Source organism: Williamsia deligens (assembly GCF_024171765.1).
Lineage (GTDB): Bacteria > Actinomycetota > Actinomycetes > Mycobacteriales > Mycobacteriaceae > Williamsia_A > Williamsia_A deligens.
Map to the genome: position 1 here is coordinate 237,224 of NZ_JAMTCI010000003.1, position 14,612 is coordinate 251,835.

The following is a 14,612-nucleotide window of genomic DNA, read 5'->3' on the forward strand; positions in this document are numbered from 1 at the left end:
TACGCTAGCATCCTGAGTGTGACCCACACAACACTTTCGGCCCGAATCCCGGTCATTCCCGACACGATGAGAGCGTCGGTGCTCGTCGAGACCGGTCGCGTCGAGGTCGAAGAGCGCTCGGTGCCGACGCCCGGTGACGGCGACGTGCTCGTCGCCGTGAGCGCGGTCGGTGTCTGCGGATCCGACGCGCACTACTACCGTGAGGGGCGGATCGGGGACTTCGTCGTCGAGGAGCCGATGGTCCTCGGGCACGAGGCCGCGGGCCGGATCGTGGCCGTCGGCCGGGGGGTCGACGACGCCCGGATCGGTCAGCGGGTGTCCATCGAGCCCCAACGCCCAGACCCCGCCTCCGCCGAGACCCTGCGCGGCGTCTACAACCTGTGCCCGCACATGCGCTTCTACGCCACCCCGCCCGTCGACGGCGCACTCGCCGAGTTCGTCACCATCGGGTCCGCGTTCGCCCACGAGGTGCCCGACTCCGTGAGCGACACCGCCGCCGCGCTCCTCGAGCCGACGTCCGTCGCGATCGCCGCCCTCCGCAAGGCGGGCACGGGGGCGGGTTCGTCGCTGCTCGTGGCGGGGGCGGGACCGATCGGTGTGATGTGCGCGCAGGTCGCCCGCGCGATGGGTGCGACGCGGATCGTCGTGTCCGACCCCGATGCGCTGCGTCGCGACAACGCCGACCGGTTCGGCGCGACCGACGTCGTCCGTCCCGACGAGGTGGCCGGGGTCGACCCCGTCGACGCGTTCGTCGACGCCTCCGGCGCCGAACCCGCGATCGTCGACGGGCTGCGTCGCGTCCGACCCGCGGGTCGGGTGGTGTTGGTGGGCATGGGATCCGACAGCATCGCGGTGCCGCTCTCGGTGATCCAGAACCGCGAGCTGTGGGTGACCGGGGTGTTCCGCTACGCCAACACCTGGCCTGCCGCCATCGCGCTGGCCGCGTCGGGGTCGATCGACCTCGACGGGATGGTCACCGGTCGGTTCACGCTCGAGCAGACCGCGCAGGCACTCGACGCCGACCGCGAACCCGGCAGCATCAAGGCCGTCATCGACGTCGCCGGGGCACAGCGGTGACCGGGTCGGACCTCGCGGTGGCGGGATGGGCCGCGGCGCAACCGCCCTACCCGCGCCACGGCCGGACGTCGGGGATCGTCCACATCGGGGTGGGCGGGTTCCACCGCGCCCACCAGGCGATGTACGTCGACAGGCTCCTGCGACGGGATCCCGACGCGCCGTGGACGATCTGCGGTGTCGGCGTCCTCGACGGCGACCGTCGGATGCGCGACGCCCTGGCCTCGCAGGACCACCTCTACACGCTCACGCTCAAACATCCCGACGGTGCCGTCGAGACCGAGGTGCTGGGCGCCATCGTCGACTTCCTCGTCGCCCCCGACGACCCGGAGGCGGTGATCGAGGCGCTCGCCGCCCCGACCTCGCGCATCGTCTCGCTCACGGTCACCGAGGGCGGCTACAACATCTCGTCGACCACCGGCGAGTTCGACCTCGAGAACCCGGCCGTGGCCGCCGACCTGGCGCCGAACGCCGTTCCGCGCACGGTGTTCGGGCTCGTGGTGGAGGCACTGCGCCGGCGCAGGGAACGCGGCACCGCGTCGTTCACGCTGATGTCGTGCGACAACATCCCCGGCAACGGGCACATGGCGCGACGGGTGTTCACCACGTTCGCCCGAGCCCTCGACCGTGACCTCGCCGACTGGATCGAGCTGCACACCGCGTTCCCGAACAGCATGGTCGACCGCATCACCCCGGCCACTCCGCCGGACCTGGCCGCGGAGGTCCGTGAGCGGACCGGTGTCGACGACGCCTGGCCCGTCGTCGCCGAACCCTTCACACAGTGGGTGCTGGAGGACGACTTCGTCGACGGCCGTCCGCCGTTCGAGGACGTCGGTGTGCAGATGGTCGCCGACGTCGAGCCGTATGAGTTGATGAAGCTCCGGCTCCTCAACGCCGGGCACCAGACCCTGTGCTACGCAGGCCATCTGCTCGGGTATCGGGCTGTCGCGGACGCCACGCGGGATCCGCTCGTCGCGGCACTGCTGCGTGCGTACATGCAGACCGAGGGGCGCCCGAGCCTGCCGCCGGTCCCCGGTGTCGATCTCGACGACTACATCGACACACTCGTCGAGAGGTTCTCCAACGACGCGATCGGTGACACGATCGCCCGGCTGTGCGCGGAGTCGTCGGACCGCATCCCGCAGTGGATGGTGCCCGTCGTGCGCGAACGCCTGGCGGCCGGTGGGTCGGTGGACGTGTCGGCCGCTGTCATCGCGTTGTGGACGCGATACGCCGAGGGCGTCGACGAGCAGGGCGACCCGATCGACGTCGTCGACCGCCGTCGCGATCAGCTGATGCCGCTGGCCAGCGCGACGCGCGAGGATCCCCGCGCGTTCGTCGGTGTGCGAGAGCTGTTCGGCGACATCGTCGACGAGCCGCGGTTCATGGAGCCCTACACCCGTGTCCTGACGGCGCTGCGCGAGAACGGGACCCGCGCGACCCTCGAGGAGCTCCTCCGCGACCGCTGACCCCTCGCCGAGTGGGCCACAAACACCCGCCGACTGGGCAGAAACCCCCCGCCGAGTGGGCGGTAGATCCCGCCCACCGTGCACTCGTTCGAGCGGGTCGCGAAAGTGCGCCCGCTCGACGGGCAGTTCTGGCCCGGTCGGCGGGCAGTTTCGGCACGCTCGGGGGTGGGTTGTGGCCCACTCGGGGGTGGGTTTGGGCCCGCTCGGGGGGTGGGGTCAGCCGTGGAGCTGTGTCCGCGCCGCCCGGTAGCGCTCCATGACAGCCGGGTCCTCGTCGCCCTCGACGGTCTCGGTGACGGGAGCGGCCCACGACGGCGGGGTCGTGCCACCGGAGAGTGCCCACGCGGCCTGGCGGGCGGCGCCGTCGGCGACGTACTCCCCGGGCGCCGGGACCGCCACGGGCACGCCGAAGACCACCGGCGCGATCGCACGGACGGCCGCCGATCGCACCCCGCCGCCGACGAGAAGGATGCGGCGTGCCTCGACGCCGCAGTCGCGGATGTAGTCGAGGCCGTCCCGCAGCGAACACAGCAGGCCTTCGACGGCCGCCCGCGCGATGGTCTCGGGGCGGGTCGACCGCAGTGTCAGTCCCGTGAAACTCGCCTGCGCCTCAGGGAGATCGGGTGACCGCTCGCCCTCGAAGTACGGCACGAGGACGACGCCGTCGGCACCGGACGGCGCGGCGAGCGCCAGCTCGGCGAGGCGATCGAGGTCGACGCCGAGCATGCGCGCGACGGCGGTGAGGACGGGCGCACCGTTCAGCGTGCACACCAGCGGCAGGTGCTGACCGGTCGCGTCGGCGAAGCCGGCGACGTAGCCGCTGCCGTCGTGGGTGGGCGACACCGACACCGCCGAGACGACGCCGGAGGTTCCCAGGGACACGACGATGTCGCCGGGTCGCGCGTCGACCGCCAGTGCCGCCGCGGCGTTGTCGCCCGCACCGGGTGCGACGACGGCCCCGGACGCGATCGTGCCGACGGTCTCCGCGGGCCGTGCGACGCGGGGGAGGTGCGGCGCGCGATCGCGGAACGCCAGCCGCAGCAGCCCGTCGTCGTAGGCGTCGGTCGCAGCCGCGAAATACCCCGTGCCGCTGGCGTCGCTGCGGTCCGTGACCAGTGCGTCGAGTCCCGGCGCACCCCGCAGTCGCCACGAGAGCCAGTCGTGGGGGAGACACACGGCCGCTGTCGCGTCCGCGTGGTCCGGTTCGGTGTCGGCGAGCCACCGCAGCTTCGTCGCGGTGATCGACGCCACCGGGACGACGCCGACGCGGTCCGCCCAGGCCTGTGCGCCGCCCAACTCGTCGACGAGGTCTCTCGCCGCGGGGGCGGACCGGGTGTCGTTCCACAACAGGGCATCTCGGACGACGGCGCCGGTGTCGTCGAGGCAGACCATCCCGTGCTGTTGACCTCCGACGGCCACGGCGGCGACATCGTCGAGACCACCGGCGTCGGTGACGGCGGTGGTCAGCGCATCCCACCACCGGTCCGGGTGGATCTCGGTCCCGTCGGGGTGGGATGCGCGACCCGACCGGACGAGGGACCCGTCGTCGGCGTCGCGGATCACGACCTTGCAGGACTGGGTCGACGAGTCGATCCCGGCCACCAGCGTCATCGCCGACTCACTCCTTCGTGTGTCGCTCCAGCACCGTGATCGGCGTGGCCCCCACGTCCAGTGTGCCCGAGACGATCTCGCCGGTCTCGTGATCGCGCCAGGTGCCCTCGACATCGAGCGACGCACGCAGACCGGGCCGTGTCGCGACGACCACGACGACCTCGGCTGCGTCCGCACCCACCGTGAACGCGACGACGCGGTCGGCGTCGGCACCGTCGGCGACGAGCGGGCCGTACCCGCCGGCGGAGGTGAAGGCCGATGCATGGTCACGCCGTGCCGCGAGCGCCGACCGCACCAGGCGCACCTTGGGGTGATCAGTCGATGCGTCCCACTCGATCGGACGCCGGTTGTCGGGGTCGACGAGGGAGTCCTCGAACCACTCGGTGCCCTGGTAGACGTCGGGCACGCCGGGAACCAGCAGCGACAGGCCCTTGTGGGCGAGCACGACCCACTCGATCTCCGCGGCCAGATCGCCGACCAGGCGGGCGATCTCCGCACCGACCCGCCCGTCGACCACGTCGTCGATCCACCGGTGCACGGCGGTCTCGGCGGCCTCGTCGACGTCGGTCCAACCCGTGATGAGCCCTGCCTCGCGGATCGCCTTGGTGGCGTAGTCGTGCAGGCGGGTGCGCAGTCCGTCGCCGACGGCGCCGGTGGTGGGCCACACGCCGATGATGTTCTGCAGCAGGAACAGTCCGGTGACCCCGTCGGGAGGGGGTGTCTGCGACCGCATGGTCTCGACGAGATCGCGCCACCGGTCGGGATGGGCGGTGAGGGCGATGATCCGTGCCCGCACGTCCTCGCCGCGTTTGGTGTCGTGGGTCGACGACGTCGTCATCGCGCGCGGGTGGCTCGAGGCCCGTGCGGCCACCCGCGTGTGGAACTCGTCCGCGGTGACCCCGAAGCGACCGGGATCGCCACCGACCTCCTGGAGGGCGACGAGCCGGGCCGTCCGGTAGAACAGGCTGTCCTCGACGCTCTTGGCCGTCGTGGCCCCGCACACCTGGGCCAGTCGGACGGCGGGTTCACCGTCGGTGAGGACCGTCGCCGCGAGCAGACGGACCGCACCGGCGAGGTCGGGACGAGCGTCGCGGACGGAGTCGAGGGTCGACGCCAGGAGCCCCTCGAGCACGGGATAGTCGGCGCGGTAGACGCCGAGTCGGCCGATCACCTCGGCGATCGCGTCGTCGAGTTCGGGGCGCGGCACCGCCGTGGGGTCGACATCGCCCGCATCCCGGGCGGCTGCCCGGATCGCCCGCGAGAGCCGCGCGCGTTCGGCGGGGAACAGCGTGTGCAGCGTGTCCCGCTTGCGCCGGTGTTCGGCCCCGTGGAGCCATCCCGCGTCGCCGGTGTCACCCGTGATCGCCTGGTGGACCTCGGTGAACGTGGTCTCGGCGGCGGGGTCGACGAAGACGCCGTCCACCCACCGCAGGGCGTCGTACCCGGTCGTGCCGTCGACCGGGAGGACAGGATCGAGCTGCTCGTCGGTGGCGAGGATCTTCTCGACCCACAGCACACGGTCGTCGCCGATGTCGGAGCGCAGGCGCTGCAGGTATCCGACGGGATCGACGAGACCGTCGGGGTGGTCGACGCGGATGCCGTCGACGAGGTCCTCGGCGACGAGGGCACGCACGAGCTCGTGGGTGGCGGCGTAGACGTCGGGGTCCTCCTGACGCAGGCCGGCGAGCCCGTTCACCGCGAAGAACCGTCGATAACCGATGACGCCGGAGTCCCACGGCACCAGCCGATAGGCCTGGGCGTCGTGCGCCGCACGGGCGTCGTCGTGTGGTGTCCCGGGGGCGAGGGGGAACCGGTGTTCGTAGAACACGAGTTCGTCCGCCTCGGCGTCGATCTCGAGCGCGTCGACGTCGTCGGGTCCGCCCAGCACCGGCAGGGCGATCTTCCCGTCCGCGCCGTTGTCGCCGTCCCAGTCGATGTCGAAGAAGTGCGCGTACGCCGACTGTGCGCCGTGGGTGAGAACGTCCCACCACCACGCGTTCTGCCGCGGGTCCTCCACGCCGGTGTGGTTGGGCACGATGTCGACGACGATGCCCAGTCCGCGCTCGGCGGCAGCCCGGCGCAGGCTGCGCAGGGCGTCGATCCCGCCGAGGACGGGCGCGACGGCGATCGGCGGGATCCAGTCGTAGCCATGGGTGGAGCCGGCGGTCGCGGTGTTGATCGGCGACAGGTACAGATGGCTGACCCCGAGGTCACGGACGTGGTCGAGGACGTCGAGCGCGTCGGTGAGGGTGAAGTCGGCGGTGAGCTGCAGTCGATAGGTGGCGACGAGCGCGGGGCGGGTCACTCAGGCGACCTTGCGCAGCACGAGCACCGACCGGTCCCGCACCACGACGGTCCCACCGGATTCCGCTGTTGCGGTGGTGTCCCCGGTCGGGTGGGCGGTGTCGAGCACGCCCGCCCAGCGCGAGCCGTAGTAGCTCGACGGGAGCACGAAGTCGATGGGTTCGAAGTGCGCGTTGAAGCACAGCAGGAACGTGTCGTCGAGGACGAGACGGCCGCGGCTGTCCTTCTCGTTGATGCCGTCGCCGTTGAGGTACACCGCGAGGCTCTTGCCGAAACCGCTGTCCCAGTCCTCCGGTGTCATCTCCGTGCCGGCGGGGGTGAGCCACGCGATGTCCCGCGCCTCCTCGCCGGTGCGGATCGGCCGGCCGACGAAGAAGCGTCGCCGACGGAAGACCGGGTGATCGGTGCGCAGCGCCAGTGCCTTGCTCGTGAAGGTGACGAGGTCGGCGTTCTTCTCCGCCAGCGTCCAGTCCATCCACGACAGCGTCGAGTCCTGGCAGTACACGTTGTTGTTGCCCTGCTGCGTGCGGCCCATCTCGTCGCCGTGCGCGATCATCGGGGTGCCCTGGCTCAGCGCGAGGGTCGCGAGGATGTTGCGCTGCTGACGCAGGCGCAGGTCCTCGATCTGCGGGTCGTCGGTCGGGCCCTCGACGCCGCAGTTCCACGACCGGTTGTGACTCTCGCCGTCGCGGTTGTCCTCACCGTTGGCGTCGTTGTGCTTCTCGTTGTAGGACACCAGGTCTCGCAGGGTGAAACCGTCGTGGGCGATGACGAAGTTGATGCTCGCGCCCGGACGCCGGCCGTTGTTCTCGTACAGGTCCGACGATCCGGTGAACCGGGATGCGAACTCGCCCAGGGTCGCCGGCTCGCCACGCCAGTAGTCGCGCACCGTGTCGCGGTACTTGCCGTTCCACTCGGTCCACAGACCGGGGAAGTTGCCGACCTGGTAGCCGCCCTCGCCGACGTCCCACGGCTCGGCGATGAGCTTGACCTGGCTGACCACCGGATCCTGCTGCACCAGATCGAAGAACGCCGACAGCTTGTCGACGTCGTGCAGCTCGCGGGCCAGGGTCGAGGCGAGGTCGAAGCGGAACCCGTCGACGTGCATCTCGAGCACCCAGTACCGCAGCGAGTCCATGATGAGCTGCAACGTGTGCGGGTGGCGCACGTTGAGGCTGTTGCCGGTTCCCGTGTAGTCCATGTACATCTCGGGCTGGGAGTCGACGAGGCGGTAGTACGCGGCGTTGTCGATGCCGCGCATGCAGATCGTCGGCCCCATGTGGTTGCCCTCGGCGGTGTGGTTGTAGACCACGTCGAGGATGACCTCGATCCCCGCCTCGTGGAACGCACGGACCATCGCCTTGAACTCGGTGACGGCGCTGCCGGCCCGGGCGTTGGCCGCGTAGTCGGCGTGGGGTGCGAGGAACCCGAAACTGTTGTAGCCCCAGTAGTTCCGCAGACCCTGGTCGAGAAGTGTCTGGTCCTGCAGGAACTGGTGGACCGGCATGAGCTCGATCGCCGTGACGCCCAGGCCGGTCAGGTGGTCGATGATCGCCGGGTGCGCCAGCCCCGCGTAGGTGCCGCGGAGGTGTTCGGGGACCTCGGGATGGGTCGCCGTCATGCCCTTCACGTGGGCCTCGTAGATGACGGTCTCGTGGTACGGGCGGTTGGGCGCCCGGTCGTGCTGCCAGTCGAAGAAGGGGTTGATGACGACCGACACCATCGTGTGGCCGAGCGAGTCGAGGCCGGGCATGCCGGGAACGGTCGCGTCGTCCGAGGCGTCGATGGCGGCGAGTTCGGCGGAGAGGTCCTCGTCGTCGGCGGCGCGCACCAGCGGTTCGTCGGGGTGGACGACGTCGTCGGATCCGGGCGGTCCGGCGATGTCGTCGGAGGCCGGGGCCGCGGTCTCCGGCGCGACGTCCTCGCCGCCGGTCTCGTCTGCCGGGTCGTCCCCGGGCAGCTCGATCGGGTACGAGTACAGCGACCGGTCGCCGTCGAACTCACCGTGGAACGCCTTGCCGTACGGGTCGACGAGAAGCTTCGACGGGTCGCACCGAAGACCCCGCGCCGGGTCGTAGGGGCCGTGGATGCGGAAGCCGTAACGCTGTCCCGGGGCGATCGAGGGCAGGTAGCAGTGCCAGACGAAGCCGTCGACCTCGTCCATCCGGACCCGGATCTCGGTGTTGTCGCGACCGATCAGGCACAGGTCCACGGCGTCGGCCACCTCGGAGAAGACCGAGAAATTGGTGCCGGCGCCGTCGTAGGTGGCCCCCAGGGGGTAAGGGTCCCCGGGCCACACCTCCAGCGACTCCGGCGCGGGGAGGTCCGTCGTGGGATCGTCGGCGGGAGCGCCGCCGGTGGTGCTGGTGTCCGCGGTCATTCCCACGCTCGTGACGTCATGTGATGACCCTATCGGCCCACGACGTCGCCCTCATCCCCGCGCGAGCAGGTCACACCGGGCAGACCGCGGGCCGTCAGGCCCAGGGGAGTGCCGCGCGCATCTGTCGCTGCAGCTCGGGGGCCAGGCTGCGGACGAACGTCGCGCTCAGGTGGTGCCAGTCGTGATAGACGGTGATGTTGCCGATGACCGCGGGGCAGAAGGTGTCGGTGCACCAGCCCTTCGAGAGGTCGATCGGGTGCAGATCCGGATACCGCCCGACGAGGTCCTCGGTGGGATTCGTCGGGCCGTAGCTCGACGCGCGGTCGGTGCCGCAGGACCGGGCGTCACCTCCGTCGGCCAGGCAGGTGGGGGTGTCGATCGCACCCTTGGCGTTGTGCGGCCAGACGGAGTCGCGCACACCGAACACCGGGATGTCCGCATCGCGGAAGCGGTCGAAGATGCCGAGGTAGTCCGGGGGCACCCAGTCGTCGGTGATGCCGTAGCGCGGGCGGGTGGAGTTCGTGAACACCGCGTCGGGACGGGTCGCGACGATCCGGTCCATCACCCGCCGTACCCAGTCGGCGCACTGGGGATACGGCACGCCGTCGGAGGTGGGGGCGGGATCGGTCGAGAGCGGGCACCCCATCTTCAGGTAGGTGACGACCTTGAAGTCGTTCTGTTTGCCGAGGAGGTCGAGCGCGGAGATCCAGTACTCGGCGTGCGAGCCCCCGGCGAGCGCGATGGTGCGGGTCGCCGTCGGGTTGCCGTAGACGCCCTCGTGGATCGCCGGGTCTGTGAAGTTGGAGATGTGACCGTTGTACGACGTCTCCGGGAGGTCCTTGAGCACCTCCAAAGCGCTCGGGACGGCGTCGACCTTCGGCACGGGAGCCCCGTCGAGGAAGGCGCGCGCACCGGGATAGATCTTCGCGTCGAGGTTCGTGGTGTCGACGACGATGCCGTCCACGTGGCGCTGCCACGCGGTGATCCCGACGCCGGTCGCCAGGGTCCCGACGACCAGCAGGATGGTCAGCACACCGGCGTACCCGGGTGTGGCGAGGCGCAGGTGCGGCCGACGCGTCGGCACGACGGGATCCGCGAGCGACTCCGCGGTGGCGGCGCCGTCGGCGTGGGAGTGGTCGGCGACGCGATGTCGGCCGGTGGTGCGGACGGCCGACCCGGTCGGGGCGGCCGAGCGCGGCGCGCGCAACGGGTCCTCGACGTAGCGCTTGGTCAGCCAGGCCAGGCCGAGCGACACGGCGATGAGCCCGACACCCTCGACGAACGAGGCGTGGTTCTTGTCCCGCCAGGCCAGATAGAAGATCAGCAACGGCCAATGCCACAGGTACAGGGCGTAGGAGATCGATCCGAGCCACACCGGGAAGCGACCCGCGAGGGCGCGGTTGACGGCCGGCTGCGCGACCGGGGTACCGCGTTGCGTCGCCGTCGCGCCCGCCCAGATCAGTGCCAGCGTCGCGAGGACGGGGACCAACGCCATCGGGCCCGGGTACTGCTCGACACCGACGATCCACCACCCGCAGGTGATGATCAGTCCCAGGGCGACGACCCCGACCAGCACGCGGATGGCGTTGGGGACCCGCCACCGCGGCATCCACACCGCGAGCAGGCCGCCCGCCAGTGGCTCCCAGGTGCGGGCGATGGTGTCGTAGTAGTTGAACTGCTGGTTGACGGGCATCCGCATCTGCGCCCAGTAGAACGAGACCGCGGCGACACCGATGATGGCCAGCGCCACCAGCGCGCGCAGCACAGCAGGACGGGTGAGCGCGGGAATCCACCGTGCGGCCACCTTGACGAGACCGCAGAACACCAGCGCGGTGAGCATCGTGACCACGAAGAACTGGCCCTGCACCGACATCGACCACAGGTGCTGCAGCGGGCTGTTCGCCGAGCTCGCCGCGGTGTAGTCCTGGCTGTTGAACGCCAGATGCCAGTTCTGGTAGTACAGCGCGCTCGCGACGACCTCGCGGCCGACGGCGACCCAGCGGGTCTGCGGCAGGACCAACACCGTCAGCACGGTGATCGCCAGCAGGACGGTGATCAGGGCGGGCAGCAGTCGTCGCAGCAGTCGGGTGAGACGGGTGCGCGGGTCGACCGCGGCCCACAGCGTCACCGACGGGGACCGGCTCACCATCACGTGCTTCAGCAGCGACCCCACGAAGAAGTAGCCGGAGAGGGTGAGGAAGACGTCGACGCCGCCCGAGACCCGGCCGAACCAGATGTGGAAACACGCCACCAGGGCGATCGCGACGCCCCGGAGACCGTCGAGATCGACGCGGTACGCGGTCGCCCGATCGGCCCGGGAGGGCTGTGTCCGCTCCGTCGAGCGGGTCGGGGCGGTCACCACCGCACGTAATCTACCGGCCATCTCCGCCGATTCCACGTCGCAGGCTCTGCGCGTCGCCCTCGCGTGCCGTTCACGAAGCGTTCGCCCGACGCTCGTGCCGCTGTCCCGCCCGTCGGTGAGGCTGCCGGGTCACGGATTAGCGTGGCCGGTGTGCACAGCCCCACGGAGACCTCGTCGCGACCCGCGCGTCGGCTGGACGCCGCCGAGATCGCGGCGATCGACGCCGCCTCGATCTGGCACCCCTACGGCTCCGCCCGTCCGGGGACACCGCCGATCGTCGTGGACTCCGCCGCCGGCACGCGCCTGCACCTCGCCGACGGTCGGTCGGTGGTCGACGGGATGAGCTCGTGGTGGGCGGCCATCCACGGGTACGCCCACCCCGTCCTCGACGACGCGGTCCGCGAGCAGCTCGGGTCGATGGCGCACGTCATGTTCGGTGGCCTGACGCACGAGCCCGCGGCCCGGTTGGCCGCAGCGCTGGTGGAGATGACCCCCGACCCGCTGCGACGCGTGTTCTTCAGCGACTCCGGGTCGGTGGGCGTCGAGGTGGCCGCGAAGATGGCCCTGCAGTACTGGCGCGGTCAGGGTGTGCGCGGGCGGACCCGTCTGCTGACCTGGCGCGGCGGCTACCACGGCGACACGGTCACACCGATGAGCGTCTGCGACCCCGACGGCGGCATGCACGCGCAGTGGACCGGTGTCCTGCCCGACCAGGTCTTCGTCCCCGCGCCGCCACGTGTGCGCGACGCCGACTACGTCGCCGGAGTGGAGGAGACGCTGGCACGTCATGCCGACGAGGTGGCGGCGGTCATCGTCGAGCCGGTCGTGCAGGGCGCGGGTGGCATGCGCTTCCACGATCCCGAGCTGCTGGTGGATCTGCGACGGATCTGCGACGCCCACGGTGTGCTGCTGATCTTCGACGAGATCGCGACCGGGTTCGGGCGGACCGGCGAGCTGTTCGCCGCCGACCATGCCGGTGTGTCCCCCGACATCCTCTGCCTGGGCAAGGCGCTGACCGGCGGCTACATGACCATGGCGGCGACGCTGTGCACCGACCACGTCGCCCAGGTGATCAGCGACGGCGAGATGGGTGTGCTCGCCCACGGGCCGACGTTCATGGCCAACCCGCTGGCGTGCGCGGTCTCCAGCGCGTCGTTGTCGCTGATCGCGACAGGACGGTGGCGGGCCCAGGTCGCCGGCATCGCCGAGCACCTCCGTGTCGGGTTGGAGGACCTGCGGGACCTCCCACAGGTCGCCGACGTCCGCGTCCTCGGGGCGATCGGCGTCGTGCAGTTGACGCGTCCGGTCGACATGGCACGGGCCACCGACGCCGCCGTCGGAGCCGGTGCCTGGCTGCGGCCGTTCCGCGATCTCGTCTACACGATGCCGCCCTACATCAGCTCACCCCACGACCTCGACACCATCGTCGCCGGCGTCCGCGCGGTCGTCGCGGCCCACGGTGACGGGCCCGGGGCGCACGACCGCGTGTGAGACGCTGGCCGACGATGATCGACAGCCCCGACACGCCCGCCCCCGACGGCTCTGACACCGACGGGTCCGACCCGGGCGGCTCCCCGTCCCGGCGCCCCGACGCGCTCGACTGGCTCGCCGAGGCGGCGCGACTCCGGGACGCCGAGGGGCTGCACCGCACGCTCACCCCGCGTCGCGCACAGGACGATCTGCTCGACCTGGCCTCGAACGACTACCTCGGGCTCGCGCGCGACCCCCGGATCGTGGCCGGCGCCGCGCGTGCCGCCCAGCGGTGGGGTGGTGGGTCGACGGCGTCGCGGCTCGTGGTGGGCACCACCGCTGCGCACGAGGAGTTCGAGGACGACCTCGCGACGTTCCTCGGTGTCCCGGCGGCTCTGGTGTTCTCGTCGGGCTACATGGCGAACGTCGGTGCGGTCTCGGCCCTGATGGGCCGCGGCGACCTCATCGTCAGCGACGGGGGAGCCCACGCGTCCCTCATCGACGGCTGCCGCCTGTCGCGGGCCCGCGTCGTCGTCGTCGACCGCGGCGACCACGCCGCGGTGCGCGAGGAACTCGCCCGCCGCACCGAGGACCGCGCCCTGGTGGTGACCGACTCCGTCTACAGCATCGACGGTGCCGTCGCTCCCGTGCCGGAGCTGTACGCCGCCGCCCGCGACCACGGTGCCGCGCTCCTGGTCGACGAGGCACACGCGATCGGTGTCCGCGGACCGGGTGGTCGCGGTGTCGTCGCCGAGGTCGGGCTGTCGGGCGCGCCCGATCTGCTGCTCACCGGGGTGCTGTCGAAGTCGTTGGGATCGCAGGGCGGCTTCGTCGCCGGGTCGACGGCCGTTCGGGACCACATGATCGACCGTGCGCGGACGTTCATCTTCGACACCGGGCTCGCACCGTCCGCCGTCGGTGCCGCGTCCGCCGCGCTGGCCGTCCTGCGCGCGGAACCGGACCTGGCCGACCGGGTCCGCGACGTCGCGCGCCGACTGGCCGCCGCGTGCGGAGGGGACGAACCGGAGGCCGCTGTCGTGTCCCTCGTGATCGGTGAACCGGGTCCCGCGGTCGACGCCGCGGCCCGCTGCCGGGCCGAGGGGGTCGCGGTGGGGTGTTTCCGACCGCCGTCGGTGCCGCACGGGACGGCGCGGCTGCGCCTCACCGCCCGCGCCGACCTGTCCGACGCCGACGTCGCGCGTGCCGCGGCCGTCGTGGCCGCCGCCCGTCGGGCGGCCGTGGCGGCCGTTCGATGACCCGACTGATCGTGACCGGCACGTCGACCGATGTCGGCAAGACCATCGCGACCGCGGCGATCGTCGTCGCCGCCCGGTCCGCCGGGATGTCGGTGGGGGTGTGCAAGCCCGGCCAGACCGGTGTCGTCGGAGACGAGCCCGGGGACATCGCCGAGGTCGTCCGACTGTCGGGGGTCACCGCGGCCGTCGAGGGCGCGCGCTACCCCGAACCGCTGGCACCGGAGACGGCGGCGGCGCGGGCCGGGATGCCGACGCTCACCCTGTCCGACGTCGTCGAGACCGTCGGTCAGGTCGACGGACACGACCTGGTGCTCGTCGAGGGGGCCGGGGGCGTCCTCGTACGACTGGGTGCCGATCTCACCGTCCTCGACGTCGCCACCGCGCTCGACGCGCCACTGGTGATCGTCGCCGCCGCGGGCCTCGGCACCCTCAACCACACCGAACTGACCGTGGCCGCCGCGCGCGCCCGGGGGGTCGCGGTGGCGGGCATCGTGATCGGGTCGTGGCCCGACGACCCCGACCTCGCCACGCGCTGCAACCGCGACGACCTCCCGCGACTGACCGGTGTGCCGATCGTCGGGGTCATCCCGGCCGGCGCCGGCGAGCTGGCACCGGAGGCCTTCCGCGATCGCGCCCCGTCGTGGTTCGCGGCGGACTGGGTGGCCGCGCTCACGTCCGGATAGGGC

The 14,612-nt window shown here is 71.6% G+C and carries 9 protein-coding genes; 5 read left to right on the top strand and 4 right to left on the bottom strand.

Annotated elements, in window-relative coordinates:
• Positions 1-66 precede the first annotated feature (66 nt).
• Together LX14_RS18330 and LX14_RS18335 are read left to right on the top strand one after the other, a co-directional pair.
• A complete protein-coding gene (locus LX14_RS18330) occupies positions 67-1,077 on the top strand; it encodes an NAD(P)-dependent alcohol dehydrogenase (RefSeq protein WP_253648806.1) in 1,011 nt (336 codons plus the stop codon).
• Positions 1,074-2,543: a mannitol dehydrogenase family protein gene (locus LX14_RS18335; RefSeq protein ID WP_372505445.1), complete on the top strand. Its 1,470-nt coding sequence runs from the start codon at positions 1,074-1,076 to the stop codon at positions 2,541-2,543. The genes LX14_RS18330 and LX14_RS18335 overlap by 4 nt, the downstream gene beginning before the upstream one ends.
• A 216-nt stretch (positions 2,544-2,759) precedes the next feature.
• On the opposite strand, the gene xylB is transcribed toward LX14_RS18335, so the two are convergent.
• The 4 genes from xylB to LX14_RS18355 form a co-directional block, all read right to left on the bottom strand.
• On the bottom strand, positions 2,760-4,154 hold the full coding sequence (gene xylB / locus LX14_RS18340) for a xylulokinase (RefSeq protein WP_253648807.1): 1,395 nt from the start codon (positions 4,152-4,154) through the stop codon (positions 2,760-2,762).
• Positions 4,155-4,161: 7 nt separating this feature from the next.
• Positions 4,162-6,459: a malto-oligosyltrehalose synthase gene (gene treY, locus LX14_RS18345; RefSeq protein WP_253648808.1), complete on the bottom strand. Its 2,298-nt coding sequence runs from the start codon at positions 6,457-6,459 to the stop codon at positions 4,162-4,164.
• Positions 6,460-8,838: a glycogen debranching protein GlgX gene (glgX, locus tag LX14_RS18350; protein WP_253648809.1), complete on the bottom strand. Its 2,379-nt coding sequence runs from the start codon at positions 8,836-8,838 to the stop codon at positions 6,460-6,462. It lies immediately after the preceding gene.
• Positions 8,839-8,932: 94 nt separating this feature from the next.
• Positions 8,933-11,221 (bottom strand): acyltransferase family protein, encoded by a 2,289-nt coding sequence (locus LX14_RS18355; protein ID WP_372505446.1) that lies wholly within the window; start codon positions 11,219-11,221, stop codon positions 8,933-8,935.
• A 171-nt stretch (positions 11,222-11,392) separates the two neighbouring features.
• Between LX14_RS18355 and LX14_RS18360 the strand changes: the two genes are divergently transcribed.
• The 3 genes from LX14_RS18360 to bioD are packed head-to-tail and all read left to right on the top strand — an operon-like array spanning position 11,393 to position 14,609.
• The gene (locus LX14_RS18360) at positions 11,393-12,691 is read left to right on the top strand and encodes an adenosylmethionine--8-amino-7-oxononanoate transaminase (RefSeq protein WP_253648905.1); all 1,299 of its coding nucleotides are present in this window, start codon (positions 11,393-11,395) and stop codon (positions 12,689-12,691) included.
• A 14-nt stretch (positions 12,692-12,705) separates the two neighbouring features.
• Complete coding sequence (locus LX14_RS18365; RefSeq protein WP_253648810.1) at positions 12,706-13,926, top strand: 8-amino-7-oxononanoate synthase; 1,221 nt, start codon at positions 12,706-12,708, stop codon at positions 13,924-13,926.
• Positions 13,923-14,609 carry a dethiobiotin synthase gene (bioD, locus tag LX14_RS18370; RefSeq protein ID WP_253648811.1) on the top strand — a complete coding sequence of 229 codons (687 nt, stop codon included), beginning with the start codon at positions 13,923-13,925 and terminating at the stop codon, positions 14,607-14,609. The genes LX14_RS18365 and bioD overlap by 4 nt, the downstream gene beginning before the upstream one ends.
• Positions 14,610-14,612: the final 3 nt, after the last annotated feature.

What these genes read in the sequence shown, in the direction of transcription:
- xylB (WP_253648807.1), bottom strand. Translation starts at nt 4,154, where the DNA reads ATGACGCTGGTGGCCGGGATCGACTCGTCGACCCAGTCCTGCAAGGTC.
- glgX (WP_253648809.1), bottom strand. Translation starts at nt 8,838, where the DNA reads ATGACCGCGGACACCAGCACCACCGGCGGCGCTCCCGCCGACGATCCC.
- LX14_RS18330 (WP_253648806.1), top strand. Translation starts at nt 67, where the DNA reads ATGAGAGCGTCGGTGCTCGTCGAGACCGGTCGCGTCGAGGTCGAAGAG.
- LX14_RS18355 (WP_372505446.1), bottom strand. Translation starts at nt 11,221, where the DNA reads ATGGCCGGTAGATTACGTGCGGTGGTGACCGCCCCGACCCGCTCGACG.
- LX14_RS18365 (WP_253648810.1), top strand. Translation starts at nt 12,706, where the DNA reads ATGATCGACAGCCCCGACACGCCCGCCCCCGACGGCTCTGACACCGAC.
- bioD (WP_253648811.1), top strand. Translation starts at nt 13,923, where the DNA reads ATGACCCGACTGATCGTGACCGGCACGTCGACCGATGTCGGCAAGACC.